24 protein-coding genes and 1 pseudogene are annotated in these 25,638 nt (G+C 45.1%); 10 read left to right on the top strand and 15 right to left on the bottom strand.

The genetic code is table 11. The features are described 5' to 3' along the window. Window positions 1-5 precede the first annotated feature (5 nt). The 5 genes from E5Y90_RS10530 (at window position 6) to E5Y90_RS10550 (ending at window position 6,835) form a co-directional block, all read left to right on the top strand. The gene (locus E5Y90_RS10530) at window positions 6-1,262 is read left to right on the top strand and encodes an efflux RND transporter periplasmic adaptor subunit (RefSeq protein WP_174660175.1); all 1,257 of its coding nucleotides are present in this window, start codon (window positions 6-8) and stop codon (window positions 1,260-1,262) included. Window positions 1,263-1,275: 13 nt separating this feature from the next. Continuing rightward, window positions 1,276-4,452, top strand: coding sequence for an efflux RND transporter permease subunit (locus E5Y90_RS10535; RefSeq protein WP_174660176.1), 3,177 nt, complete (start codon window positions 1,276-1,278; stop codon window positions 4,450-4,452). Next, window positions 4,452-5,918 carry a multidrug efflux RND transporter AdeIJK outer membrane channel subunit AdeK gene (gene adeK / locus E5Y90_RS10540; RefSeq protein WP_174660177.1) on the top strand — a complete coding sequence of 489 codons (1,467 nt, stop codon included), beginning with the start codon at window positions 4,452-4,454 and terminating at the stop codon, window positions 5,916-5,918. The genes E5Y90_RS10535 and adeK overlap by 1 nt, the downstream gene beginning before the upstream one ends. Window positions 5,919-6,028: 110 nt before the next feature. Continuing rightward, complete coding sequence (locus tag E5Y90_RS10545) at window positions 6,029-6,385, top strand: YbjQ family protein (protein ID WP_174660178.1); 357 nt, start codon at window positions 6,029-6,031, stop codon at window positions 6,383-6,385. A gap of 3 nt (window positions 6,386-6,388) precedes the next feature. Then, the gene (locus E5Y90_RS10550) at window positions 6,389-6,835 is read left to right on the top strand and encodes a YbjQ family protein (protein ID WP_174660179.1); all 447 of its coding nucleotides are present in this window, start codon (window positions 6,389-6,391) and stop codon (window positions 6,833-6,835) included. Here the strand turns inward: E5Y90_RS10550 and E5Y90_RS17695 are convergent. Then, on the bottom strand, window positions 6,832-6,918 hold the full coding sequence (locus E5Y90_RS17695) for a hypothetical protein (RefSeq protein ID WP_174660594.1): 87 nt from the start codon (window positions 6,916-6,918) through the stop codon (window positions 6,832-6,834). The genes E5Y90_RS10550 and E5Y90_RS17695 overlap by 4 nt on opposite strands. Before the next feature lie 718 nt (window positions 6,919-7,636). On the opposite strand from E5Y90_RS17695, the gene E5Y90_RS10560 reads away from it, so the two are divergent. Continuing rightward, window positions 7,637-8,914, top strand: a complete 1,278-nt coding sequence (locus E5Y90_RS10560) for an MFS transporter (RefSeq protein ID WP_174660180.1) — start codon at window positions 7,637-7,639, stop codon at window positions 8,912-8,914. Window positions 8,915-8,982: 68 nt separating this feature from the next. On the opposite strand, the gene E5Y90_RS10565 is transcribed toward E5Y90_RS10560, so the two are convergent. Both E5Y90_RS10565 and E5Y90_RS10570 read right to left on the bottom strand, forming a co-directional pair. Beyond that, window positions 8,983-9,480, bottom strand: coding sequence for a DUF2505 family protein (locus E5Y90_RS10565; RefSeq protein WP_151204275.1), 498 nt, complete (start codon window positions 9,478-9,480; stop codon window positions 8,983-8,985). A 140-nt stretch (window positions 9,481-9,620) separates the two neighbouring features. Further along, window positions 9,621-9,893 carry a hypothetical protein gene (locus E5Y90_RS10570; RefSeq protein WP_151205810.1) on the bottom strand — a complete coding sequence of 91 codons (273 nt, stop codon included), beginning with the start codon at window positions 9,891-9,893 and terminating at the stop codon, window positions 9,621-9,623. Between the two features lie 171 nt (window positions 9,894-10,064). Between E5Y90_RS10570 and E5Y90_RS10575 the strand changes: the two genes are divergently transcribed. Next, window positions 10,065-10,949 (top strand): alpha/beta fold hydrolase, encoded by an 885-nt coding sequence (locus E5Y90_RS10575; protein ID WP_174660181.1) that lies wholly within the window; start codon window positions 10,065-10,067, stop codon window positions 10,947-10,949. Window positions 10,950-10,986: 37 nt separating this feature from the next. Here E5Y90_RS10575 and E5Y90_RS10580 read toward each other — a convergent pair whose 3' ends face one another. Continuing rightward, window positions 10,987-11,469 (bottom strand): hypothetical protein, encoded by a 483-nt coding sequence (locus tag E5Y90_RS10580; protein ID WP_174660182.1) that lies wholly within the window; start codon window positions 11,467-11,469, stop codon window positions 10,987-10,989. Between the two features lie 383 nt (window positions 11,470-11,852). On the opposite strand from E5Y90_RS10580, the gene E5Y90_RS10585 reads away from it, so the two are divergent. Further along, on the top strand, window positions 11,853-12,296 hold the full coding sequence (locus E5Y90_RS10585; protein ID WP_151205964.1) for a GNAT family N-acetyltransferase: 444 nt from the start codon (window positions 11,853-11,855) through the stop codon (window positions 12,294-12,296). 5 nt (window positions 12,297-12,301) lie between these two features. Here the strand turns inward: E5Y90_RS10585 and E5Y90_RS10590 are convergent. The 5 genes and pseudogenes from E5Y90_RS10590 to E5Y90_RS10610 form a co-directional block, all read right to left on the bottom strand. After that, window positions 12,302-14,133: pseudogene (locus E5Y90_RS10590) on the bottom strand (diguanylate cyclase domain-containing protein). Window positions 14,134-14,296: 163 nt separating this feature from the next. Further along, window positions 14,297-14,638: an FKBP-type peptidyl-prolyl cis-trans isomerase gene (locus E5Y90_RS10595; RefSeq protein WP_151204272.1), complete on the bottom strand. Its 342-nt coding sequence runs from the start codon at window positions 14,636-14,638 to the stop codon at window positions 14,297-14,299. A gap of 82 nt (window positions 14,639-14,720) precedes the next feature. Beyond that, on the bottom strand, window positions 14,721-15,344 hold the full coding sequence (locus tag E5Y90_RS10600) for an MgtC/SapB family protein (protein WP_174660183.1): 624 nt from the start codon (window positions 15,342-15,344) through the stop codon (window positions 14,721-14,723). An 87-nt stretch (window positions 15,345-15,431) separates the two neighbouring features. Continuing rightward, complete coding sequence (locus tag E5Y90_RS10605) at window positions 15,432-15,962, bottom strand: YaeQ family protein (RefSeq protein ID WP_174660184.1); 531 nt, start codon at window positions 15,960-15,962, stop codon at window positions 15,432-15,434. 83 nt (window positions 15,963-16,045) lie between these two features. Further along, window positions 16,046-17,065: a CobW family GTP-binding protein gene (locus E5Y90_RS10610; protein ID WP_174660185.1), complete on the bottom strand. Its 1,020-nt coding sequence runs from the start codon at window positions 17,063-17,065 to the stop codon at window positions 16,046-16,048. Window positions 17,066-17,454: 389 nt separating this feature from the next. Here E5Y90_RS10610 and E5Y90_RS10615 point away from each other — a divergent pair, with 389 nt between their 5' ends. Beyond that, entirely contained in the window at window positions 17,455-17,667 is a 213-nt protein-coding gene (locus E5Y90_RS10615; protein ID WP_151204268.1) for a hypothetical protein, read from the top strand. A gap of 344 nt (window positions 17,668-18,011) precedes the next feature. Then, the gene (locus E5Y90_RS10620) at window positions 18,012-19,619 is read left to right on the top strand and encodes a bifunctional 3-(3-hydroxy-phenyl)propionate/3-hydroxycinnamic acid hydroxylase (protein WP_174660186.1); all 1,608 of its coding nucleotides are present in this window, start codon (window positions 18,012-18,014) and stop codon (window positions 19,617-19,619) included. Between the two features lie 810 nt (window positions 19,620-20,429). On the opposite strand, the gene E5Y90_RS10625 is transcribed toward E5Y90_RS10620, so the two are convergent. The 6 genes from E5Y90_RS10625 to E5Y90_RS10650 all read right to left on the bottom strand — a co-directional run bounded on the left by E5Y90_RS10625 (window position 20,430) and on the right by E5Y90_RS10650 (window position 25,562). Further along, window positions 20,430-21,323 (bottom strand): LysR substrate-binding domain-containing protein, encoded by an 894-nt coding sequence (locus E5Y90_RS10625; RefSeq protein WP_151204266.1) that lies wholly within the window; start codon window positions 21,321-21,323, stop codon window positions 20,430-20,432. A 15-nt stretch (window positions 21,324-21,338) separates the two neighbouring features. Next, window positions 21,339-22,529: an MFS transporter gene (locus E5Y90_RS10630; RefSeq protein ID WP_174660187.1), complete on the bottom strand. Its 1,191-nt coding sequence runs from the start codon at window positions 22,527-22,529 to the stop codon at window positions 21,339-21,341. 26 nt (window positions 22,530-22,555) lie between these two features. Further along, window positions 22,556-23,113 (bottom strand): TetR/AcrR family transcriptional regulator, encoded by a 558-nt coding sequence (locus E5Y90_RS10635; RefSeq protein WP_373688380.1) that lies wholly within the window; start codon window positions 23,111-23,113, stop codon window positions 22,556-22,558. A 135-nt stretch (window positions 23,114-23,248) separates the two neighbouring features. Next, window positions 23,249-23,770 carry an acyl-CoA thioesterase gene (locus E5Y90_RS10640; RefSeq protein WP_151204263.1) on the bottom strand — a complete coding sequence of 174 codons (522 nt, stop codon included), beginning with the start codon at window positions 23,768-23,770 and terminating at the stop codon, window positions 23,249-23,251. A gap of 285 nt (window positions 23,771-24,055) precedes the next feature. After that, window positions 24,056-24,238, bottom strand: a complete 183-nt coding sequence (locus E5Y90_RS10645) for a hypothetical protein (RefSeq protein ID WP_151204262.1) — start codon at window positions 24,236-24,238, stop codon at window positions 24,056-24,058. A 334-nt stretch (window positions 24,239-24,572) separates the two neighbouring features. Beyond that, window positions 24,573-25,562, bottom strand: coding sequence for a patatin-like phospholipase family protein (locus E5Y90_RS10650; RefSeq protein ID WP_174660188.1), 990 nt, complete (start codon window positions 25,560-25,562; stop codon window positions 24,573-24,575). Window positions 25,563-25,638: the final 76 nt, after the last annotated feature.

Consider the following 25,638-nt stretch of genomic DNA (forward strand, 5'->3'; position numbering starts at 1 on the left):
GAATAATGATGTCTGCAAAGCTTTGGGCTCCCGCCCTGACTGCTTGCGCATTAGCAACAAGTCTTGCACTTGTTGGTTGTAGCAAAGATCCGAGTGAAGGCCAGCAAGCTGGTGCTCAACAACAAATGCCACCGGCTGAAGTCGGCGTGCTGGTTGCACAGCCCCAAAGCGTCGAGCAATCTGTAGAGCTCTCAGGTCGTACAACAGCATTTGAGATTTCAGAAGTGCGTCCACAAACCAGTGGCGTGATCCTTAAACGCTTATTCACTGAAGGTAGCTACGTTCGTGAAGGTCAGGCCCTGTATGAAATCGACTCCAGTACCAACCGTACTGCGGTAGATAATGCACGTGCTGCGATTGCCCGCGCTGAAGCAAATCTAGGCGTACTGCGCGTTAAAGAGAGCCGCTATCGTCAGCTGGTCGGCACTAATGCTATTTCCAAACAGGAATATGATGATATTGCAGCCCAGGTCAAACTCGCTGAAGCAGATTTGAACGCCAACCGTGCGACCTTGCGTAATGCTGAAATCAATTTAGGCTATTCAACTGTACGCGCACCAATTTCGGGCCAGACCAACCGTTCATCCGTGACGGCAGGTGCCTTGGTCACTGCCAGTCAGGCTGAACCACTGGTCACGATCCAGCGTCTGGATCCCATCTATGTAGACATCAACCAGTCCAGTGCAGAACTGCTGCGTTTACGCCAGCAGCTGAGTCAAGGTAGCCTCAACAGCTCGAATAATACGAAAGTCAAGTTAAAACTTGAAGATGGCAGTATCTATCCGGTTGAAGGCCGTCTGGCATTTTCGGATGCCAGCGTGAATCCTGACACAGGCACCGTTACGCTACGTGCAGTATTTCCAAACAAGAATCACTTGCTCCTTCCTGGTATGTTTGCTACAGCGCAAATTGTACAAGGTGAAGTACCGAATGCTTTCTTGATTCCACAAGCCGCATTGACCCGTACCCCAACTGGCCAAGCCATGGCGATGCTGGTTGGTGCCGATAACAAGGTGGTTGCTCGTCCGGTAGAAACAGCAGGGATTCAAGGCCAAAACTGGATTGTGACCAGTGGTTTGAACACTGGCGATAAAGTCATTGTAGATGGTATTGCCAAAGTTAAACCTGAACAACAGGTTGTGGTAAAACCGTATCAGCCAAAAGCTGCTGCTCCACAAGGCACTCAGGCCCCTACAGCTGAGGCGAAAAAGGCAGAAGATGGAAAAGAACCAGCTGAACAAAAACCTGCTGCAAATGCATAAGGAGTACTAGTTCATGGCTCAATTCTTTATTCATCGCCCCATTTTTGCCTGGGTGATTTCTTTGGTCATTATGTTAGCCGGTATTCTTACCCTAACCAATATGCCTATTGCCCAGTATCCGACCATTGCTCCCCCCACCGTAACAATTGCTGCAACTTATCCAGGTGCATCTGCAGAAACTGTTGAAAATACAGTGACCCAGATCATTGAACAGCAAATGAATGGTCTGGATGGCCTGCGCTATATTTCTTCAAACAGTGCGGGTAATGGCCAGTCCTCAATTACATTGAACTTTGAACAAGGTATCGATGCAGACATCGCACAGGTTCAGGTACAAAACAAATTACAATCAGCCACTGCGCTTTTACCTGAAGACGTACAGCGTCAAGGGGTCAAAGTAACCAAGTCTGGCGCAAGCTTCCTGCAAGTTATTGCCTTCTATTCACCAGACAGCAGCATGTCAGCCGATGATATTAAAGACTATGTCAACTCGAACATCGCTGAACCTTTAAGCCGCGTTGCAGGTGTGGGTGAAGTACAGGTATTTGGTGGTTCATATGCCATGCGTATCTGGATGGATCCATCGAAAATGGCAAGTTTGCAAGTCACGCCAAGTGATATCGCAGCAGCACTTAGAACACAAAACTCCCAGGTCGCAGTGGGTCAGCTCGGTGGTGCTCCTTCTATTGAAGGTCAAGTACTGAACGCCACAGTAAATGCACAGAGTCTGTTACAGACACCGGAAGAGTTTAAAAACATCTTTCTGAAAAATGCGCCTAACGGTGCACAAGTCCGCCTGGGTGATGTGGCTCGGGTAGAATTAGGTGCAGACAACTATCAGTTCTTGTCTAAATTTAATGGTAAACCAGCAGGTGGTGTGGCCATTAAGCTGGCAACCGGTGCAAATGCGCTGGATACCGCCACTGCTGTTGAAGACCTGTTGACTGACCTGCGTAAAAACTACCCGGCAGGCATGGAAGACAAGCTTGCGTTTGATACTACGCCATTTATTGAGCTTTCAATTAAGAGTGTGGTGAAAACCTTAATTGAAGCGATCATTCTCGTCTTCCTGGTAATGTTCCTGTTCTTACAGAACTGGCGTGCAACGATTATTCCCACCATGGCTGTGCCTGTCGTGGTCTTGGGTACATTTGCAGTTATTAATGTCTTTGGTTTCTCAATTAACACCTTGACCATGTTTGCCATGGTTCTGGCCATTGGTCTATTGGTGGATGACGCGATTGTCGTGGTGGAAAACGTGGAACGGGTCATGGTCGAAGAGCACCTCGATCCAGTCACGGCGACAGAGAAATCCATGCAGCAGATTTCTGGTGCCTTAGTCGGTATTACTTCGGTATTGACCGCGGTATTCGTACCGATGGCCTTTATGAGTGGTACGACGGGGGTGATTTATCGCCAGTTCTCGCTCACGCTGGTGACCGCGATGATTTTATCGCTGGTGGTGGCCTTAACCTTTACCCCTGCACTTTGTGCAACCATGTTAAAACAACACGATCCGAACAAGCCGGAAAGCAATAATATTTTCGCGCGTTTCTTCCGTTGGTTTAACAAAAGTTTTGACAGCCTCTCGGTGAAATACCAGCGCGGTGTTGACCGCATGACACATGCGAAACTTTTCTCAGGCGTATTTTACGGTGCCGTGATTGCTGTTTTAGCTTATCTGTTCGTTCAACTCCCTTCTTCATTCTTGCCAGATGAAGACCAAGGGGTGGTGATGACCTTAGTGCAATTACCACCAAATGCGACCCTTGAGCGTACTGAAAACACCATCAATACGATGACCCAGTATTTCCTTGAGCAAGAAAAAGACAATGTTGATTCTGTATTCAGTGTAGCTGGGTTCTCATTTACCGGGGTGGGCCAAAACGCTGGTCTCGCCTTCATTCAGTTAAAAGACTGGAAAGACCGTACCACAGCCGAATCACAGGTGGGGGCAATCATCAAACGTGGTATGGCTTTAAACATGATTGTAAAAGATGCCTCTTACATCATGCCTTTACAGCTTCCTGCGATGCCTGAATTAGGCGTAAGTGCGGGCTTCGACTTACAGTTAAAAGCGGCTGCTGGTCAAAGTCACGATCAACTGCTGGCGGCGCGTAATACCATTTTAGGTCTGGCCGCACAAGATCCACGCTTAATGGGTGTACGTCCAAATGGCCAAGAGGATAACCCTCAATACACCATTACTGTGGATCAGGCGCAAGCCGGTGCCATGGGTGTCAGCATTGCTGAGATCAATAGCACCATGGGTATGGCCTGGGGCGGCTCATATATTAATGACTTCATTGACCGCGGTCGTGTCAAGAAAGTCTATGTTCAGGGTGAGGCCAACTCACGCATGATGCCGGAAGACCTGAACAAATGGTATGTGCGCAATAACAAAGGTGAAATGGTGCCATTCTCGGCATTCGCAACAGGTGAATGGACGTACGGTTCGCCGCGTCTAGAGCGCTATAATGGCGTATCTGCGATGAATATTCAGGGTACACCTGCACCGGGTGTCAGCTCGGGTGATGCCATGCTGGCCATGGAAGAAATTATTGCCAAGCTTCCTGAAAAGGGCTTACAAGGTTTCGACTATGAATGGTCTGGTTTATCTTTAGAAGAACGTGATGCAGGTTCGCAAACCCCATTCCTGCTGGCTCTGTCTTTACTGATTGTATTCCTTTGTCTGGCAGCGTTATATGAAAGCTGGTCGATTCCATTCTCGGTGCTTCTGGTGGTCCCGTTGGGTATCGTTGGTGCGGTTGGAATGACCTTCTTGGGAATGATTATTTTCAAAGATCCGAACCTTTCAAATAACATTTACTTCCAGGTTGCACTGATTGCCGTCATTGGTCTGTCTGCAAAAAATGCGATCTTGATTGTAGAGTTTGCCAAAGAATTGCAGGAACAAGGTGAAGAGCTGTTTGAAGCCACTCTGCATGCTGCAAAAATGCGTTTACGTCCAATTATTATGACCACACTGGCCTTCGGTTTTGGTGTACTGCCATTAGCACTTTCTACAGGTGCCGGTGCCGGTAGCCAGCACTCGGTCGGTTATGGTGTCCTGGGCGGTGTGATCAGCTCAACCCTTTTAGGGATCTTCTTTATTCCTGTATTCTACGTGTGGATTCGAAGCATCTTTAAATACAAACCAAAACAACAAAATCAGGAGTACAAGTCGTAATGCAAAATCTATGGTCTATTACAGGTCGTAGCATTGCGGTATCTGCCCTTGCGCTTGCTTTGACCGCGTGTCAAAGCATGCGTGGCCCAGAGCCGGTTGCACAGGCAAATATCCCAAGTAGCTATACCAATGCGTCTGGTACTTCTGTGGCAGAACAGGGTTATAAGGATTTTTTTGCAGATCAGCGCCTGTTACAGGTACTTGATCTGGCACTGGCCAATAACCGTGATCTGCGTACGGCAACCTTGAACATCCAGCGCGCCCAGCAGCAATACCAGATTACTGAAAATAACCAGTTACCGACTATTGGTGCCAGTGGCAGTGTGCTGCGCCAGGACACCCTGAATAACAATGCACAAGGTCGCGGTCCGAGTACCACTTATAATGTCGGTCTGGGTGTGACTGCGTATGAACTGGATTTCTGGGGCCGTGTGCGCAGCCTGCGTGACAATGCACTGGATACTTTCCTTGCCACCCAAAGTGCACGTGATGCTACACAAATTGCCCTGATTGGTCAGGTGGCACAGGCCTGGCTCAGCTATTCCTTTGCCAATGCCAATCTGGCACTGGCTGAACAGACGCTGAAAGCCCAGCTAGAATCATTTAACCTGAACAAGAAACGTTTTGATGTTGGCATCGACAGCGAACTACCAGTGCGTCAGGCACAGATTTCGGTTGAAACAGCACGTAATGACGTGGCCAATTACCGCACTCAGGTGGCACAGGCTACAAACCTGTTAAACCTGCTGGTCGGTCAGCCTGTACCGGCGAACCTGTTACCGGCTAAACACATCACACGTATCACTTCCAATACGGCTATCGGTGCAGGCCTGCCAAGTGATCTGCTCATTAACCGTCCAGATGTGCGCTCGGCAGAATACCGTCTGTCTGCGGCAGGTGCCAATATTGGCGCAGCACGTGCACGTTTGTTCCCTACCATCAGTCTGACCGGCTCAGCAGGTTATGCATCGGCTGATCTGGGTGATCTGTTCAAGTCTGGCAGTTTTGTCTGGGCAATAGGTCCAAGCTTGGATATTCCAATCTTTGACTGGGGCACACGTCAGGCAAACATCAAGATTTCTGAAACGGATCAGCAGATTGCACTGGCTGATTACGAAAAGTCGATCCAGACTGCCTTCCGTGAAGTGAACGATGCACTTGCTGTACGTCAGAATATTGGTGACCGAATTGCGGCTCAGCGCCGTCTGGTTGAAGCCACCAATACCACTTACCGCTTGTCTGAAGCCCGTTTCCGTGCCGGAATTGACAACTATCTGACTGTACTGGATGCACAGCGTGCCTCTTATGCAGCAGAGCAAGGCCTATTGCTGCTTGAACAAGCCAACCTGAACAATCAGGTAGAGCTGTACAAGAGTTTAGGTGGCGGCCTTAAAGCCAATACCGCTGATGCCACATTACAACAGCCATCAACTGCTGAACGTAAAGCGGCAAACAGTGATCAGTAAATTTTAAAGTTATAATAAAAAAGCCTGCGCAATGCAGGCTTTTTTATTGCTTTTTGACCCTCAATTTCCTATCTTCACAGCCATCCTATTTTCATTTGAATATCACAAAAATGCTGCTCAGTAATTTAGAAACCGTTCCCGGCCATACCATTAACCGTCAAATTGATGTGGTGTATGGCAGCACGGTACGAAGTAAACATGTGGGACGTGACCTGCTGGCGGGTCTGAAAAATATTGTCGGTGGTGAACTCACAGCCTATACCGAACTGCTGGAAGAGTCCCGTCAGGAAGCCATGAACCGTATGATTGAAAAGGCTCGCGCACTGGGTGCGAATGCGATTGTAGGTATCCGCTTCTCGACTTCAAATATTGCCCAGGGTGCATCGGAACTGTTTGTATATGGTACCGCCGTGGTCGTCGAACCCCATACCACCAAACTTCCTGACCCCTTCCCTCCGGCAGCTTAAATCATGGACGGTTTAATTCTTCAGATCACCATTTTTGTGATTCTGTTCAGTGTGGGGTTTGGCTTTGGCCGCTACGATGAGCGTAAACATCTGCAATATCTGGCAGAACAGGAACAGCGCCTGGCTTATATTGCGGTCAATAACAGCCGCTTTATCCTTTCAAATTTTCCAGGTCAAATGATCAGCAGCAATGTGGTGATTTCCCATGACTATTTTAAATATGCCATTGCCAATATTCAGAATTTCTTGGGGGGACGTTTGACCAGTTATGAAAGCGTGGTTGAACGGGCTCGACGTGAGGCAATCGTGCGCTTAAAACTTGAGGCTGAGAAAATGGGTGCACAGCAGATTATGGGGATTCGGCTAAGTACCACCGAACTCGGCATGCAGGGCGGCATGGTCGAAGTCTTTGCTTATGGCACCGCGATTCAGGTACCAGCTACCCCCTAAGGTCTGTCTATCCACAAGCTCCTATGCAGATGATCAATTGTATGCTGCGCGATCCGGGCGGGAAAATCGCGAAATACCCACATGACTTTACTGCCTGCTAAAGTAAAATAACGCAGCTTGCTCTGTTGTTCTCATGCCATTTGCCCGCTGGTGTCCTGCACACTTACTTAAGTAATCTGCTTCCAAGACCTGGGCTGCCATTTCTATTTTCCGGATGGATTGAGCTCACCGGTTGCATATACAGCGCACCTGGATAACGTGAATTTGCAGGTGAGACGATAAGGGGCTGTTGATATTTCGTCTATGTTTGCCATGTGAGAGATATCTCGCAAGAGTTTTAGCGGATATAAGCCATCAGACAGCCCAATGAGCCATTCTAAATAAATGACTCATCACGAGATTGAGATAACAGCAAAAATATACTCGTCCTCTTGCCCTTTAAACAAAGCAATACTTTGTGCTTGCTCATGCAGCCAAAGCTTTCTCAAGCTTCATTATAAAACTTGTCAAAAGCCTCTATTTCCTTCATTTCATGCCTTATTTGTTCAGCCTTTTTCTTTTCATTGAAATATTTCAATCTTTTTTTCTGTTTCTTAAGGCTATTTTTAGCTAGAGACCGCTGAGGGATTCAAGAAAAAGTACCCAAATTTCAGTCTAGACATTTATATATTCCAAATAATTGAATAAAAATGAAATCTGATAACTTTTAGTTAAAATCAAACAAAGAAAGTTTGATTATTCAATTAAAAAAGCATTCTTTAAAATCAATCATCTAGGATTATTTATTAGCGGAACTCAAGTATGGTTGCTCATTCCAAACTCACCCGTGCTGACAAACGCACCCTTGGACTCTCCTCTTTGGGCGGCGCACTCGAGTTTTATGACTTTGTCATTTATGTATTTTACGCCAAACTGATTTCTGAACTGTTTTTCCCCAGTACTTTAAGTCCATTCTGGGGCATGCTGAACACTTATGGCATCTTTGCTGCAGGTTATTTTTTCCGCCCGCTAGGGGGCGTGGTCATGGCGCATTTTGGCGACCTGATCGGGCGTAAACGCCTGTTCAGCTTGTCTATTCTGCTGATGGCTCTACCTACCCTGATGATCGGGATCATGCCGACCTTCGAAAGTATCGGTTATGCCGCCCCTTTGCTGTTATTGCTGATGCGAGTCATGCAAGGCATCGCGATCGGCGGAGAAATCCCGGCAGCCTGGACCTTTGTTTCGGAACATGTTCCGGAACGCCGGATTGGTATTGCCAATGGCGTTCTGACGGCAGGTCTGTCCTTAGGTATTTTACTCGGTGCCCTCATGTCACTGTTCATTTCCCTGCAATTTAGCGAAACTGAAATCAAGCAGTGGGCATGGCGCATTCCGTTTATTTTAGGCGGTATTTTTGGCTTTGTGGCGCTGTACTTACGCAGTTATCTTAAAGAGACCCCTGTCTTTCAGGCCATGCAGGCTAAAAAGGAACTGGCCAAAGAGCTGCCTGTGAAACAGGTACTTGCCCAGCATAAAACCGGTGTAGTTCTGGGCATGCTGTTTACCTGGTTCCTGACCGGCTGTGTGGTAGTACTGATTTTAGCCATGCCGAACTTGTTGGTGGCTGGTTTTGGTTTTGAACGGGCCGATGCCTTTAAAATGCAAAGTGCGGCAATTGTCATGCAAATGCTGGGCTGTATTCTGGCAGGCATGCTGGTAGACCGTTTCGGCGCAGGTAAAATCATGTTGCTTGGTGCTTTATTTGTCGCACTAATGGCAGGTATTTTCTATCATAGTCTGGGGCATGTGGAAACTTCGACGGTGTTTATGCTGTATATGCTGCTCGGCTTAAGTTCCGGCACCGTGGGCATCGTCTCCTACAGTATGGTCAAAATGTTCCCGGCCCAGATCCGGTTTAGTGGCATTTCATTTTCCTATAACCTTGCCTATGCAATTGCCGGAGGAATCACCTTGCCGCTGGTTCAATGGCTGAGTCTATATAGCAATATTGGCGCCATGTACTATATCTGGGCGATCTGTCTGGTAACCCTGTTAAGTGCTGTAATTTATCAAAGAAAATTTGAAAAAATAGGATAAAGCCCATAAAAAGAGCCTGCTTATCAGGCTCTTTTTTATCAAATATTGAAAGACCGAAACATCAAAAATCAGGCTGACAGATTCTTACGCAGCTCATCTTCGACAATATTGATTTCAATCTCGCTAAATTTACGGATTTCTCCTTCAGCATGCTTTTCCAGCATATTGCCCAACAAAGGCACTTTAACTTTAACGCTCCAATCCAGCTGAAACTGGATCTGTGCCTCATCACCTGTCACCACACGCTGACATTTCGCTTCAATCGGCAAATTTGCACCTAATTCTACAATTGAAGTCATTTCTTCCAGATTGCTTACATCGGTGCGCTGCAAGCGAAAGGCATCTTTTAATAGTTTTTTCGCCATATCTGGAATTTTAACATCCAGATTATAGGCACGTTTTAAAGTATAAATCTGACCCTGCTTTTCAGAGACTAGAATTTCCATATTCTGTGCAGGGATGCGGTGACAGACCGCTTCATGCATCCGAATATCCGCGGCCAGACGTTTAAAGTCATCAATTGAAATACCCTGAATGATTGCTGTTACGGTGAACTGGTGTGCCATACAAATTTTCCTTATTTTTATTGCTTGGAGGATGGGCGTGTCTTGAATCAGCTAAGGGAAAACCCTCAATAGAGCAGCTATTTAATTCAATTTTAAAGCAGATGTCATTACTCGATTGCGGGTAAAAAATGACAATCTGGTCAATGTTTCCGGATGAGCTTTGCTGATACCTCTGCACCGCAGCTGAGCTGAAGACAGGCATCCCGATAATAAATGACCACATCAAATTCCTCGGCGCCATCATCCAGACCACTCACATACCAGTGTGTACCTCGAGGAAATTCATGTAACCAAGCGGATTGATAGAACTCAGACACCGAATCAAACTGTAAATATTTTTCGGGATTCGCTTCAATCCGGACTGCAAGCTGAAGGAAGTGATTCAGCTGCTTATAATAAAAGTCAATCAACATCCGGCGTCCTTGAGTTTAAACAGCGCCTTAAAAGACACTTGGGCTTATGTAACGGTTTCGATGCAACAGCTCTTGCAAACGACTGTAGAGTTTTGACATCTCTGGGCGGATCTGCTTAAAACTACTATAAATGATTCTTATCCTGATCGCTGAAAATAAAAGGAACTTAGTATGACACAAGGAAAAATTCAGACCCGAACCGTGCAATTTCTGGCGGAAGACGGCTACACCTTAAGTGGCAAGCTTTACCAGACAGAAATGCCCGCTCTGGCCAATATCGTGGTGGCCTGTGCCACCGGTGTTCCGCAAGCGTTCTATCGGCGCTTTGCTGAATATGCGACCGCGGCCGGTTTTCAGGTATTGACTTTTGACTATCGTGGCATTGCAACTTCAGCACCCAAAACGCTCAAAAACTTTAAAATGTCCTATCTGGACTGGGGCCGTTATGACCTGACCGCCGCGATTGAGTATTTAAGCAAAACCGGTCTGGACATTTATATGATTGGGCATTCCTATGGGGGGCAGGCTCTGGGGCTGAGTAAATATCATGACCGGGTAGAAGCGCTCTACTGTTTTGGTACGGGTGCAGGCTGGCATGGCTATATGCCTTTTAAGGAAAAAATCAAAGTTCAGGTGATCTGGAATATTATCTTTCCCCCGATGGTGGCTGTTAGTGGCTATCTGCCGTGGAGTCTTCTGAAAATGGGCGCAGACCTGCCCTATGATGTGTATCGTGAGTGGCGCAAATGGTGTAAAAATCCGACTTATTTTTTTGCTGACCCTGACTTGAAAGCATTGCATGACCAGTATGCCAAGGTTCAAACCCGGATTTATGCCATTGCCGCTCTGGACGATGCCTGGGCCTTACCCGCTTCAAGGCATGCCTTTATACAGCACTACGCTCAAGCTAAAAAATCCTATATTGATATTCGCGCAGCAGATTATGGCCTTCGGGAGATTGGCCATATGGGATATTTCCGTCAGGGCGCAGAAAAAATCTGGGATGAAGCATTGAACACCTTTAAGCACTTACATCAGCAGAAATATGCAGCCTGAAGATTGTTTTGATCCGGGGCCTGATTGCTGATAGATATCAGATACAGGGCGAATGTGATAAGTTTTTAGCAATCTCCAGCTTATGTTCCTGCCCGAAGCGGTCAACGTGCGTATAAAAAATGCCATAGCAGCCCACATAATATTCCAGGGACTGGTCATAGAAATTCCAGTAAATTGACCATTCTCCCAAGTCCAGACGACGAATATGTGTAGTGGTCCGTCCCGGCATTTTATAGAACAGTCTTTGTTGCAACTGTTCAGCCTGAGCCGGATCCTGAAGATCTGTTTTCTGCTGAAACAGTAAACTGGCGACATCATCGAACAATTCCTGTTCATGGGCTTCTACCACATGAACCATTTCCCGCCTGACGTAATTGGAGAGAGGAACGGCAGCCAACGCTGTAGCTATGTTTGATGCTTTGCCCTTGAGATAATGACGGATTTTATAAGTCTTTAGGCCCACCTGACAGGCTGCATAAAAGATCAGCAGCAGACAAAACAATAGCAAAAATTTAAGCATAATGGATTATCTCACCGGGCTGGTTCTAGGGATAGATGTCGTTTATTCATTTGAGAGTGACTTGAAGCTAAAGGCGGCTTCTCGGCTTAGCCTTCTTAAAGCGCTCACAAGCCTATTTTTATAGAGTCTTTTCTTCTAATTTTTCACTTCATATTAATAGCAGTCTTTAGACCGTCTGCCTTACTATGCTTAATCTAATTTAAACTGTTCAGACTTTAGGCAAAAGATAAATAAATGAGACAAATTATCAACAAAAAACGGCTTTTGCACGGCATTGTTTAGCAAATTTATCCCAAAATGACACAATCACGCTCTTGGTTTTCCAATTGGCTTTGCCGTCAAATGGAACCTCCCTATAAATGGTCGAGTAAATGAATAAAATTATGATTCGTGAAGGGAAGGTTCAGGATATACCGCAAATCATTCAGGTCATTCATGACAGTATTCAATCTTGTGTGCTGGATCATCAACGCGAAGACAGTGTGATCCAGACCTGGCTGGAAAAATTTAACCAGGCCTACCTGATCGTTGAAATGCTGTATAACGATTGCTGGGTCTATATTTTACATGACCGGGTTGTGGGCTTTTTAATGGTAAGTGACCGCGGTGAAATTCTGATGCACTATGTCAGTGCTGACTGCCAGCGCATGGGTTTTGGTACTCAGTTGATCCAGCAGATGTCTGTCTCTTTAGCCAGAAAAAAGATTCATCAGCTTGAAATACAGTCGACCCAGACCGCTTTAGCCTATTATCAAAAACATGGCTTTCTGACACGTATCAGCCCAGATGCTGAAGACCCTTATCGTTTATATAAATATACCTTCTGATCATTTTATTCTGCCATTTTTAACTGGTCACGCCCCGCCTGCTTTGCGGCATAAAGTTGGACATCCGCAGCTTTCATCAATTCATGAATATCGGTATAACGCTGCTGATCATCCATCCAGGCCACGCCTATACTCACCGTCACATAAGTCTTAGATCGCCCCGGTTCAAATGCTCAAACTGCTGTTCACGAACCTTCCGCAGTACATTTTCCAGATAAGCTGAGGCGACCTGAATGGTCACATTTTTCAGCAGAATCGCAAATTCCTCTCCCCCATAACGTGCTAGATAGGCAGATTCGGGTAATTCTTTCTGAATCACCTTCACCAGATTCTGTAAAATTTCATCCCCCTTCAAATGCCCATAATAATCGTTATAGTTCTTAAAATAATCGACATCCAGCATGCTAAAAATCAGGCTTTGCTGTGAATCTTGGTGCAGATGAGAAAAGTGCTTTTGTATTTCTTTATTCAAAGCTCGCCGGTTAAAGGCTCCTGTCAGCGCATCTATATTCATCTGGTCTTCCAGCCTGGTATTCAGCTCATATAATTGCCGGGTACGCTCCTTCACTTTCTGGTCCAGCGAGCTGTTTAGCTCCTTTAAACGTATATTTAGCTGCTCGGTTTGATAAGTGTGATGGGCATAGTTTCTGGACTGCTGAAACATGGTCAACAAGGCATACAGACTGGTTGAAATAAACAGTAAATTTGTAGTTTCAATAACATTGATCAGTAATAGATAATCATTCAAAAAGGTCAGGCACAAAAAAACCACTGCATATAAGGTGAGACGTGAATAAGGCAGTTTTTGCCGCAAGGTCTGATAAAAACCATAGATGAAATTACCCCCAATCACCCAACAGAAAATAGCGCTATACAGTGCCACACGTTCAAATATTTCCGGTTGAGTAAATAAGGTCACCGCACAGTTAAACAGCAGAAAAGCCACTGCTATATAATAAACATAACGATGCAGATAACGCTGATTAAACAGGTACATATAGCTGAGGAAAAACAGAATCGCCAAGAAGGTGAATAAATATTGCAGACGCATCCCCCAAAGCCAGTCAATACTGGTAAAGACCGAATAGGCATAAGGGGCATTAAACAGGTTGTGCAAAGCCAGAAAAACAATAAACAGGCCAAAGGTGAAAATACTTCTACTATTACGTTCCTTGGAACCACGAAAGACTGAAAATAAAATTGTAAAGCAGCCGATTCCCAACACCATGCCACTGACCATGCTGATACTCATCATAATCTGCTGGTACTGCCGGTTAATGGTGCTTGCTGTTCCAATCCGCAGCGGACGTTCGAGTCCTCCATGTAAAGTACTGTAGTTGGAGACTTGAATACTCAGGGTAAAATACTGGCTTTCTGGTACAAAATAACCGATCTGGGGCGCTCTTTTGGTGACTTGACCTGCCGCAGTGGTGCTGACTTTACCTAAACGCAGAATAAAATCACCATTCATATAGACCTGATAAGCGCCATATTGCGCCGGAATATGGATTGCTATTCTTCGTCCAATAAATTCTTTAGGAATTTTAAAATGGCCAATAAAAGTGCCATACCCCATATTTGATCCGGTCAGATTTTTAAAGGACGCCGGGAGCTGACAAACTTGTGGCTGGACCACCGGACTAGGTGCAGTAATAAACTGCCCCTGATAAAACAGCCAGTCCGTATCCAAAGACGTACTGGTGTTCTCAGTAAAGTTAATTTCCGCAATATCATGTTCGGGAGGCGGTGCAAAAGCAGATAAGGCTTGGGCTTGAGCTATCACCGATACAGTCAGTATGAGCCAAGCCACCACTACCTTATAGATATGCCTTATCATGTTTTGCAAAAGCGCAATATTCCTGAAAAACCGGTTATTTTTCAATCTTACGTAGAATCAGAACAAGTACAATTTTTTTTTGTAGTGAATACGACGAAGCCTACCCAAGCCATGACTTCGTCTTTTTTATAGAGAGTTAAAAAACAGGATATCGGCAGCCCGATTATTCATCACGGGTTTTTACGTCGTACAGTTCAATTTCAAAAATCAGATTCGAGTTGGCTGGAATGATTTTCCCCATTTTACGTTCACCATATGCCAGATGTGCCGGAACCCGCAATTTACGTTTGCCACCCACTTTCATTCCTAGGATGCCTTGGTCCCAGCCCTTAATCACCCGACCCGTACCAATCACGGTTTCAAAGTAATTTCCGCGATCCAGTGATGAGTCAAATTTGGTTCCATCTTCGAGCCAGCCGGTATAGTGCGTGGTAATTAAGGCACCTTTGACCGCTTCTTTCCCCTCACCTACTTTTAAATCAATAATTTCAAGTTCGTTGATCATCGTCATTCATCCAAAACTGGTATTTAATTCAGGCAGTATAAACCGGATTTACTCAAATTCCTTGCGCTTTCATGGCAAGGGCCTAAAAGCTGAGCTGCTGAATTTCCTCATCCTGCAGCAAGCACTGAGTTAATTTTTGATGGTTTTTGGCCGATCCCATTAAGACCCAATGCCCAGTAATCTGTCCTTCCATTTTTTGATGGTGAGAATAGATCACCTTTAGATGATGGTCTTTAAACAGTTGTTCATAATGGTCGATTTTATGCTGTTCAAAACAGCAGACCATGTCATAGCTGCGCTCCTGATTCAGCAATTCAATCCCGCGCTGGACATACAGCAGCAATACCAGCACCAGCATGACTATGATCGTGGTCCAGATACTTAATAAGGCATAACCTGCACCGACCGCCATGCCCAGCGCAGCCGTCATCCAGATAGTGGTTGCGGTAGTAATGCCGGAAATCCGGTTCTCATCTTTCAATATAACCCCGGCACCCAGAAACCCCAGACCCGTCAAGACATTGGCTGCCAGCCGGTCAGGATTTTCCACACCAATTTTCAGGGAAATAATGGTAAACAGGCAGGAGCTCAGGCTGACCATGATCATGGTGCGCAGCCCGGCGGATTTACTGTGATATTCCCGCTCTGCGCCAATAATTGCACCGAGCGCAACTGCTAGCAGCAGCTCATACAACTCATGAGGCATGTCTCGACTCTGAAACTGACCCGACCTCCCAGATATACGAAATTTTGCGACCAGGATGCAAGTGGAGACTTGCATCCATCCTGACGCTTATTGTAACTGTTCCCACTCGATGACCGCCTGTGCCTGATCACCAATCAAGGTCCATTCTCCATCCATGACATTGAGCTGCAATTGCATGGTTCTGGCACATAATTGCTGTATCGCGTCTGTACTTACAGGAGATAGTTTCCAGACTTCAAGATTGGACAGGGTTTTCAGTTTTGGGTTGCGCTTATACCATTCATCGACCGCTGTACCATAAGACACAATCGCCACCTGCTTGCAGCGGGCACTGGCTTTTTTCACCTTGTCTTCATCCGGACAGCCGACCTCAATCCATTTCAATAATTGACCGGTCAGGTCTTTTTCCCACAGGGCGGGTTCATCTGTTTCAAACAGGTCTTTGGTAAATTCCAGCCCTTCCTCGGCATAACGTGCAAAAGCCAAAATTCGCACCATTAAACGCTCAATCGTTTCTGAAGGATGCTGCGCCATCGTCAACTGATAATCCGCATAGTGGTGCTGATCCATGTCGGCAATATTCAGGTCTGCCTTATAAATTGTTGCTTTTAACGCCATAATATTATCCTCAAATTTGGCGCCTAGCATATAAGATTTATTCTGGCTTTGCTGCACAGATTCAGGCCTGAAGCGGACTTTTATCAGGCTTCTTTCTTTTCCGGATCAATACGACATTGCAATAAGGCAGTTTCAAATCCCAGCCAGTCCCGATCCTGCTGATAAATAATTTCAACCCGATTATCAATGCCTTCTTCAGCCGACTGATAATTAAACTGCTCCGGGTTGAAGTTAAAGCTTTTCCAGCCTTGCTGGGTATTAAAAATCCCTTTAATTCTGAGCCAGTCCTGCTGCTCACACAGCAGATCAAGCAATTCATAAAAATCGAACTGCCAGCGTTTTGGAAATTTCCAGCCGGCCACCTGATAGCCTTGGGCACGCTCGACATAATGATAAGGCAACTGCCGGATAACTACAGGTGCCTCATCAGTTTGGGACAGCCGTGGGCGCAGCTTTAATAAAGGTTGCAGCTGGCGTGGGCTGCCCTGATAGTCCTGCTGGATTTCAGTGATGTCCAGCTGGCCTTGTTCCGCCATCAGCCAGCGCTGGGCATAAGGCTGATATTCGGCTTTTAAATGTTGCAGTGCCAGATGATCGGCCTTTGCCATCAAGTCTGGATGGGAAATCACGATAAGCTGTGCCGCTTTTAACTGATCGGCATACAGATATTGCTGGGTCCAGGCCTGATCATGCAAACGTGAGCCATCCACCACCGTAACCAGCACCTGCATCTTTAACTGACTGTGCCAGTACGGTTCTGTCAGTTGTTCTAACAGCTGTGCAGGATGACCTAAACCAGTCGGTTCAATAAACAGCCGGTCCGGTTTGGCTTCGGAAAGCAGACGCGATAAGGCGATCTGCATCGGTAACTGGCTGCTACAGCACAAACATCCACCGAGCAGCTCTTTGACGGCATAGCCTTCATCCTGACTTAATAACTGCTGGTCTACCCCTATCTGACCAAATTCGTTCATCAGCACCGCCCAAACCTCCTGTTCAGGTTTCTGAGCCAGCAGCTGTTTTAACAGGGTGGTTTTACCGGCTCCTAAAAAGCCGGAAATAATATGCACAGGAATAGCAGGTGAAGCAGCAAGAACTTTCAAAATCGACTCACAACAAATGAGATAGAAAACAGCAAACGCTGACCATTATAAAAGATGAATCTACTAAAAGGCTGATGGACAAGCACAGGAATTCAAATATGGCTCCGTTTTTTGCTTACAGAGCTTTTTTTGCTGCTTTTTATCCATCCGAATCACCCAATAACAAGTAACTCTGAAATATCTACACACATTTTTTGCTAAGCTTCTCCTATACAATTAACAAAAAACAAACAACTTTCTTGGATTTGTAAATGTTCAGTTCGTTCTGGTGTGCGGCTTTTGTTAATTCATTTGCCCGGCCTATTTTCGCTGCTTAGGATGAATTCCTGTCAGGCCGGTGTGATGATCACGCTGACATGTTAAAAATGAAATAATCAAGGATACTCAACATGAAATATGCACAACTTTTACTTGCAACCACTTTAACTGCAGCAGCAGCCACCAGCTTTGCAGCAACAGAAAAAGCAGCTGAACACACGACTGAAGAACAAAAAGTAATCGTCAGTACGCAGGAAATGCCGACTTCTGGTGCAACTACAGAACAGCCGGCTTCTGAAGCTGCTGCAGAAGGTCAATCTTCAGCAACGCCTGCTGCTCGTTAAGCTGATCTAAACCCTCGGAATGAGAAGCATAGCCAGCACAGTAGAACTCCAGTAGGCCTCGGTCTATACGGCTGGTTATGAAAGAATGCTGAACCACGCGAGAGCGGGTTTGGCATTTTTCTTATAGGTTAAAGCTCATCTACCATAGTCATAATTGATCATAAAATTGCTAGGGGCTATTAAAGAACAATAAATTAATCATTTAAAATCAATAAATTATTCCGGACTGTCTAACCCTTTATTTATTCATTTAATACACATTACCTACTATGGCCTAGCTTGTCTGAATACCCGATTTATCCCTTAATGACCCATATTGATTGTGGATTGAATGGATATTCGCTATGGGTAAAACAAATTATACAACTGAAGTCGCGATTTTAGGTGCAGGCCCAGTAGGCTTGACACTTGCCAATTACCTGAGCAAACAAGGCATACAAGTGACGGTGGTCGAACAGTTGGATAGTTTGATTGATTATCCCCGTGCCATTGGGATTGATGATGAGTCGCTGCGTACGATTCAGTCTTTAGGTCTGGTCGATCAGGTGCTTCCACATACCACACCCAACCATGCGATGCGTTTTTTAACACCTAAAGGTCGCTGTTTTGCCGATATTCAGCCCTTAACCCGTGAGTTTGGTTTCTCACGCCGTAATGCCTTTATTCAGCCTCAAGTCGACCGTGTTCTGTTAGAGGGCTTAAAACAATATAAAAACACTGAAGTGCTTTTCTCACGTCATTTGACTGACTTTAGCCAGAATGCCGACGGTGTAACACTAAATGTCCAAACCAAAGAAGGCGGTACAGAAACCATTCAGGCGCAATACCTGATTGCCTGTGACGGCGGTAATTCTTATGTACGCCGTACTCTGGGCGTGGCATTTGATGGTGAGACTGCACCCAACCAATGGATTGTAATTGATATTGAAAATGATCCGCTAGCGACCCCCCACATCTATTTATGCTGTGACCCGGTGCGTCCTTATGTGTCTGCTGCCTTGCCACACGGTATTCGCCGTTTTGAATTTATGGTCATGCCCGGTGAGACCCAAGAAGAACTTAGCCAGCCTGAAAATATTGCCAAACTGTTATCTAAGGTTTTACCAACCACTGATGGTATCGAAGTGATCCGTCAGCGTGTCTACACCCACAATGCGCGTATTGCCGATAAGTTCCGTGTAGACCGTATTTTGCTGGCAGGTGATGCTGCCCACATTATGCCGGTATGGCAAGGTCAGGGCTATAACAGCGGTATGCGTGATGCCTTTAACCTGGCCTGGAAAATGGCGCTAGTCATTCAGGGCAAAGCAGGTCCGGCACTGCTTGACTCTTACCAGATTGAACGTAAAGACCATGCAAAGGCCATGATTGATCTGTCGGTGATGGCGGGTCACGTACTGGCACCACCCAAAAAATGGCAAGGTTTTGTACGTGACGGGATTGCCTATGCACTGAACTATATCAAGCCCATCAAGCAATACTTGCTAGAAATGCGCTTCAAGCCAATGCCTAAATATCATGACGGCGCGCTGATTCCACACAACAGTAAAAACTCACCGGTAGGTAAAATGTTCATTCAGCCGCAGGTGCGTGTGGGATCAGGTGAAACCGTTCTGCTGGATGAAGTGATCGGAAATGATTTTGCCATCATCGCTTGGGGTGTAGATCCGAAATGGGGACTTTCAGCAGAAAATCTGCAAAAGTGGCAAAAGCTGGGCGTAAAATTTATTCAGGTGCTGCCTGCCATACAAATGGATAATCCGCAGCGTCAGCACTATAAACATGTAATCACCATTGGTGATATGGGTACAGATATTCGTGCTTGGTTCGGTCAGACGTCTGAATCTGTGGTGATCTTGCGTCCAGACCGTTTTGTGGCGGCACTTGCTATCCCACAAACCCTAAACCGCATCAGTCAGCAATTGTTCAGCAAGCTTTCGATTCAAGTTTAAGTTCCTCGAGTAGAACTCACAGAAGACCATGCCTTGGCGTGGTCTTTTCATATCATAACTCTCAGTTTTCAATAGCCTTTTAAGACTCTCTCAATAGGGAATTACACAAACTGCTGCCCCGCCTTAAATCACCCGTACTCATCTTTGAAAGCAAGCTGATTAGAAATAGCATTTTCAATATAAGCCATGTCCAGCCTTATATTGCTTGATGTCTATCTGAACGTTTTAATTTCTCTTCAATAGCGCGGAGACTTTCAATATCTATTTAAATACTTGAATAGAAAGATGGTTTTTTAATTCTTAGATTGGCACCTGAAGTACAACAGAGATTAAATTATTGGAAGCAAGAAATGGTTGTTTTGCCAAGCAGGTCCATAAATTAGCGCGAAGAGCTCATGTTTCCAGTCCTAAAAAAATCCATGATAAAAGGCAGGCCCAGGTGATTTCTCGTCTTAAGCTTCAAAGCAGTCCTGAACAAATTGCTTCATCTAACAGGATAAAAATAAGGGCGGTACACTCTTTCCCCTCCTAGGTTTGGGAAATCAGAGAAACAGAAAATACGGCTCTTCTGAAAAACACGTGGCCAGCTGTGCAAGAATGAAAATACCAAAGGTTTAATCCGGCCATATATTCAAAGAGGCAGTGATTTAAAGATCTAGATGGATGACTATCTCTTAGAAATCACTCAAGGCTTGAATCATCACCCAAGAAAAAGACCCGGCTTTAAAAGTCCGAGTCAGGTATGGCAGCAACACGATATTGCATTTTCAAGGCTAATCTGCAATTTATGAAAGAGATCTGATTGAGAAATTAAAACAGATTCATATAAAACTGTTCATTCAGGATCTTTAGGATCAGTTCAATCAATTCATTTCTCTGGCCTTTACGGTAACTGGCATACAGGTCAATCATCGGTAAAGGTTCAATGGTATTTTTAACCACAATCTTGTCACCCAGTAGAGGAATCACATAAGCAGGCACCAGGCTCCAGCCCACTCCCATCCCCACCAGATTAACATTGAGCAAAATATTGGTGGATTGCTGGACCACATTCACATTAATTTTGGACTGTTGTAAAAAGTCGGTCACGATCTTGTACAGCTGGGGGGAAGCCCCCTCATCACTGATAATAAAATCCTGTTGGTTCAGACTTTTGATACTGACATGACGCTGTTCAGCTATCGGGGAACTTTTGGGCACAATCAGCGCCAAAGGCTCACTAAAGATCTGCACATGTTCCAGCTCTTCGGCATTCTCGATATAACGGGTAAAAGCAATATCAATTTCCCCTTTCTTTAAGGCCCTGAACTGCTGCGCATCTGTCAGACTATGAAAATTGATTTTCACTTCCGGAAAATGTGCCCGGATGGTTGGCATGATATAAGGGAAAACTTTCATTTCCGCCACAGGTACAAAGCCGATATTGAGCTGGTCCTTATTGGCATGGGCGATTTGTCTGGCCACTTGTATGGCACGCTCGGCATGTTCCAGACTCAATAGCGCCTCTTTTAAAAAGGCCTGTCCGGCTTCGGTCAACTCCACTTTACGGTTATTGCGTTTGAGTAACTGTACCTCGACTTCGCGTTCCAGGTCCTTAATCTGCTGGCTCAAGGAGGGTTGTACGGTATTTAATTTTTCAGCGGCGCGGGTAAAGTTCAGTTCATTCGCCACTGTCACAAAATAGCGTAAATGTCTTAATTCCATCTGCTGGTTCCTCTCTTAGCTGCCCACAATTGCATGGTGTTTTTTGGCCACATATTGACGATAAACCCATAGGGTCAACATGATTAAGACTGCACAGAAGATATAGGTCTGTTCAAAGCCCCATTGTGCAATCAGCAGCCCCATCACGATCGAACCCACAGCCAGACCGAGATCAAACAGGGTAAAGAAAGTCGAAATCGCATGGCCCATGCGCTGTTTTTCAACCGACTGAATTGCCAGAGTTTGCAAGCATGGAAATAAGGACCCATAGCCGATGCCGATAAAGATTGCTGACAGCCATAATATCCACTGATTAGAAACCAGACTGACGACGAGCAGACCAATTGCGAAAAAAACAAACGAAGGGTAAATCACTGCACTTGGACCTTTGCGGTCATAAATTTTGCCCACCCAGGGACGCACCAGCAGCATCGATACAGCAAACACAATAAAAAATATTCCGGCATAAGCCAAGAGCTGCTTAGACTCACTATAAGGCGTAATAAAGCTGGTGATACTGGAATAGGAAAATGCCGTAAGCAGCGCCACAAAGCTGACTGCCAGCACCCTTAACTCCAGAACATCATGCAGACTAAACCTGGATTTTTCCGCCTTTCGCGGTGTGGCTGGAGGAAGTTCCGTGATATTCAGCATCCAGCAGAAAATCAGCCCGACGGAAATAATCACCGCCAGCAAGCCAAAGAGCACCTGAAAGCTGGTCACTTGTATGATACTCAGCGCCAGAAGCGGCCCAAAGACCACTCCCAGATTGGTGGACATCACAAAATAGCCCATCCCCTCACCTTTACAGTGCTCCGGTATAAATTCATTGGCTATCGGTACCGTCACGGTGGTCAGAATACTGAACCAGATTCCATGAAAAAACCGGACTGCCAGCAAGGAGCTCATACTGTCGACCAGCAGATAACTAAAGGCAAACAGGGCAAAGATCACTCCGGCAGCACGTAGAGAGACTTTTTTGCCCAGCTTTTCAATGATCAGCCCGGAAAACGGCCGGATCGCAATAGAAGATGCCAAAAACAGGGTTAAGGCCAAACCCGCCTCCTTGACCGTTCCGCCCAGATCTTTCATGATATAAATCGGCAAGATGGTCAATAAAGCAAAGTAATAAACAAACAGAAAAAAATTATTCAACAAGCAAAGAATGAATGAGCGATTCCATAACCGCTCAGGAGCAACTGACATAACACCCACTATTAAAAGTCACACGCTCAAACAGAAACCAGCACTGGAGCTAATACAAGGTCGACCAGCTTCTGAATATAGACTTCATCCGGCAGCCGGTTAAAAAAGATAATCTGATAATGAATCGGGCCATACAGGCTATCCAGCATCAGATCAAAAGGATAATCTGCCCGGATCTCACCGCGCTGAATGGCCTGTTGCAGTAATTCATGGGTCTGCTGGCGACGCGGCAATAAATACTGCTGAAAAAACTCACTCGTCAATTCCCGATGATCCGCAATCACCACCAGCAAGGCTCGCCCCACTGGATGATTTAAAGCCTGGGCAAGCAGGCTTAATTGCTGGATCAAATTGGTTCTCAAGCTTTCTTCTGCATTCAGTTCAAATACCGAAGCGGTATGCTGCTTGAAGGTATCCAGCACCAGTTCCGATTTATGTTTCCACCAGCGATAAATGGTTGATTTTCCTACGCCTGCCCGGGCAGCAATATCTTCAACGGTCAGCTGCGAATAGTCACCTTCAGTCAAAGCCTGCTTGACTGCCTGTAAAATCTCGTCCTGACGGCGTGAGGATTTTTCTTCCACCTTTAAAAGCTCCACAATCGAAACGATACGTATCGTTTCATATTAAGATAAAAATAAAGGCCCGACTAGAGCCTGTATTTGGTTTTCATCAAAAAAAGACCTTTCAAAAAGCCTTTTTTATGACAATTTCACTATTTAACTATGGGCAGTTTTTTTATAAATGCTGCAGGATGGATGATGATTTTCCTGCAAGCGGGCCACTTTACGTTGCTCTGCAGCTTCAAAACGGCAGCGTTTCCAGTCATTATCGAGTTTCAGCGGTGGAATCTGTTTTGGCTTACCATTTTCATCGACTGCAACCATGGTGAAATAACAGCTATTGGTATGACGTACAGTACGTTTTTGAATATTCTGTGCTTCTACACGAATACCAATTTCCATAGAAGTACGACCAACATGATTCACACTAGCCAGGAAAGTCACCAATTCACCGACATGAATCGGCTCTTTAAAATTCACCTTGTCTACAGATAGGGTCACGACATAACTGCCCGAATAGCGGCTGGCACAAGCATAAGCCACTTGGTCCAGTAGTTTCAGAATGGTGCCCCCATGAACATTTCCTGAAAAATTCGCCATATCTGGTGTCATCAGAACGGACATCGTTAACTCAGACTGGTCATCCGATACTGGGGCAATTTGATCTAAAAGGGTCATCGTTTTTTCTGAACTCTTTGAATGACAATGATATAGGTCATTATTATATCAATTTTAACATAAATAAAATGTTCAATTCGGCAAATAAAACATCACAATTATTTATACAGAAAATTACTTTATATAGAAAAAAGTATATTTAATTATTTCTATCGCATTTTCAGCATGCAGAAAATAAGCTTAAATTAAATAAGAGTTTATTTAAGGCAAATAAACGATCTATATTTTAATATGCACATTATCAGCAAATACTCGACTTTAATCAGCAGCACTTTAATGCTTAAGCTATTTTTCTTCCTCGACCCGTTTGAGCATTTCTCGAGCAACCTTTTCATAATTGAGTATTTGCTGCCCATCAAGTGTGGTTTCAATATCAACCGAACCATCTGCATGCACAGCAGTTACGGTGAAAATATAAGATTCGAATTGTGCCAGTTTAACGTGTTGTCCAATTTCAATATGATTCATGAAGCTCTCAAATTTTTTAGTATTCATTAAAATACATTCTGGCATGCAGATTATGTTTTTGAAATATTTGCTTAACTTAAGTCTATAAACAAATATGTTAAAAGTTCAAATTAGCATCACTAGAGTTTTATAAAAAAATTATATTTTTATAATTCAATCTCTTGTATTTAATTATATTCTATATTTTGTGAATATATAAGCAATAAATAGCTGGGGGAGATAATCAGATCATAGACAAAAACGATAGCCCTGCTCAGTATCTGGAGGAGATCGAGTTCCAACAGCTTTCATCCCATATTCCAAAAGAGGAAAAATCGGCTGATTTTCCAAAACGTTATTGTGATTCATGGGTCAACAATTGGGGAATACGATGTCCGCGAATATAATTATGCTTTTGATAGACTTGGGCAATCTCGGTTAGCTTGTATTGGGTCGCCTCAATTCCGGCCTGCATCGTCATTTCCCGACCGCGTACATCGAAAATATGGCCTTTCTCACGCAAGTCCGGCTGAATGACGACATCGGCATATTGCAGCTCTTCATGGGCCAGACGCTGCTGCATAATATTAATATTCTGGTTAAACAGTCCCCAGACATTGCTGGTTTCGGTGTGTATAGGCTGTGCCAGTATATCCACGGCGATAACAATATCGGCGCCGAGTTCACGCGCAACCTTAACCGGTACCGGACTCACTAGCCCCCCATCCACATACTCCTGGCCCTGAATCAGCGTGGGAATAAACATGCTCGGAATGGATACGGATGCACGTACCGCCTGTCCAGTATTGCCGTAATTAAAGACCACCTTTTTGCCTTCTTTAAGTGCTGTTGCCACCACAAACATTGGAATTTTCATGTCCTGCAGCGGCATCTGGTCAACCTGCAGATTGACATAATCTTCGACCTTTTTACCATCAAAGAAGCCTTTCAGGTCCAAACGGATCTCCCGGACATCATTCGCTTTCATGTTAAGGGCAATATTGCGTAATTCAATTGCCGGCTTACCACTGGCATAGATGGATCCGACCAGACTGCCAGCACTGGTACCTACAATAAAGTCGGGACGGATGCCCGCCTGCTCCAGCACCTCAATCGCACCAATATGCGCATACCCACGCGCCCCGCCACTACCTAAGACCAGGGCAACAATCGGCCGCTGTTCGGTTTTTTTTATCTTCCAGAAATTAATAAGATTTGGACGTGACTGGGCTTCTACAATGACAGCAGACTGTAAATGATTGGTCAAAGATGTCATGGGCACAGTTTGGCAACCACCAAGCACCACGACACTTATAATGAGCAGACTCAATACATAATTCTGCATGTAGCGAAGACCTTCCTCACCCAAAACAGCATAGTGTATAAACACATGCGCAAATAATCTGTAGAATTTCGTAAAA

The organism is Acinetobacter sp. 10FS3-1 (genome assembly GCF_013343215.1).
In the GTDB taxonomy this organism is placed as follows: domain Bacteria; phylum Pseudomonadota; class Gammaproteobacteria; order Pseudomonadales; family Moraxellaceae; genus Acinetobacter; species Acinetobacter lwoffii_C.

Coding starts and splice junctions, on each gene's coding strand:
- E5Y90_RS10630 (WP_174660187.1), bottom strand. CDS start 22,529: ATGTCAGTTGCTCCTGAGCGGTTATGGAATCGCTCATTCATTCTTTGC.
- E5Y90_RS10640 (WP_151204263.1), bottom strand. CDS start 23,770: ATGACCCTTTTAGATCAAATTGCCCCAGTATCGGATGACCAGTCTGAG.
- adeK (WP_174660177.1), top strand. CDS start 4,452: ATGCAAAATCTATGGTCTATTACAGGTCGTAGCATTGCGGTATCTGCC.
- E5Y90_RS10565 (WP_151204275.1), bottom strand. CDS start 9,480: ATGGCACACCAGTTCACCGTAACAGCAATCATTCAGGGTATTTCAATT.
- E5Y90_RS10650 (WP_174660188.1), bottom strand. CDS start 25,562: ATGCAGAATTATGTATTGAGTCTGCTCATTATAAGTGTCGTGGTGCTT.
- E5Y90_RS10600 (WP_174660183.1), bottom strand. CDS start 15,344: ATGCCTCATGAGTTGTATGAGCTGCTGCTAGCAGTTGCGCTCGGTGCA.
- E5Y90_RS10585 (WP_151205964.1), top strand. CDS start 11,853: ATGATTCGTGAAGGGAAGGTTCAGGATATACCGCAAATCATTCAGGTC.
- E5Y90_RS10550 (WP_174660179.1), top strand. CDS start 6,389: ATGGACGGTTTAATTCTTCAGATCACCATTTTTGTGATTCTGTTCAGT.
- E5Y90_RS17695 (WP_174660594.1), bottom strand. CDS start 6,918: ATGTGGGTATTTCGCGATTTTCCCGCCCGGATCGCGCAGCATACAATT.
- E5Y90_RS10575 (WP_174660181.1), top strand. CDS start 10,065: ATGACACAAGGAAAAATTCAGACCCGAACCGTGCAATTTCTGGCGGAA.
- E5Y90_RS10605 (WP_174660184.1), bottom strand. CDS start 15,962: ATGGCGTTAAAAGCAACAATTTATAAGGCAGACCTGAATATTGCCGAC.
- E5Y90_RS10625 (WP_151204266.1), bottom strand. CDS start 21,323: ATGGAATTAAGACATTTACGCTATTTTGTGACAGTGGCGAATGAACTG.
- E5Y90_RS10580 (WP_174660182.1), bottom strand. CDS start 11,469: ATGCTTAAATTTTTGCTATTGTTTTGTCTGCTGCTGATCTTTTATGCA.
- E5Y90_RS10645 (WP_151204262.1), bottom strand. CDS start 24,238: ATGAATCATATTGAAATTGGACAACACGTTAAACTGGCACAATTCGAA.
- E5Y90_RS10535 (WP_174660176.1), top strand. CDS start 1,276: ATGGCTCAATTCTTTATTCATCGCCCCATTTTTGCCTGGGTGATTTCT.
- E5Y90_RS10620 (WP_174660186.1), top strand. CDS start 18,012: ATGGGTAAAACAAATTATACAACTGAAGTCGCGATTTTAGGTGCAGGC.
- E5Y90_RS10615 (WP_151204268.1), top strand. CDS start 17,455: ATGAAATATGCACAACTTTTACTTGCAACCACTTTAACTGCAGCAGCA.
- E5Y90_RS10545 (WP_174660178.1), top strand. CDS start 6,029: ATGCTGCTCAGTAATTTAGAAACCGTTCCCGGCCATACCATTAACCGT.
- E5Y90_RS10560 (WP_174660180.1), top strand. CDS start 7,637: ATGGTTGCTCATTCCAAACTCACCCGTGCTGACAAACGCACCCTTGGA.
- E5Y90_RS10530 (WP_174660175.1), top strand. CDS start 6: ATGATGTCTGCAAAGCTTTGGGCTCCCGCCCTGACTGCTTGCGCATTA.
- E5Y90_RS10570 (WP_151205810.1), bottom strand. CDS start 9,893: ATGTTGATTGACTTTTATTATAAGCAGCTGAATCACTTCCTTCAGCTT.
- E5Y90_RS10595 (WP_151204272.1), bottom strand. CDS start 14,638: ATGATCAACGAACTTGAAATTATTGATTTAAAAGTAGGTGAGGGGAAA.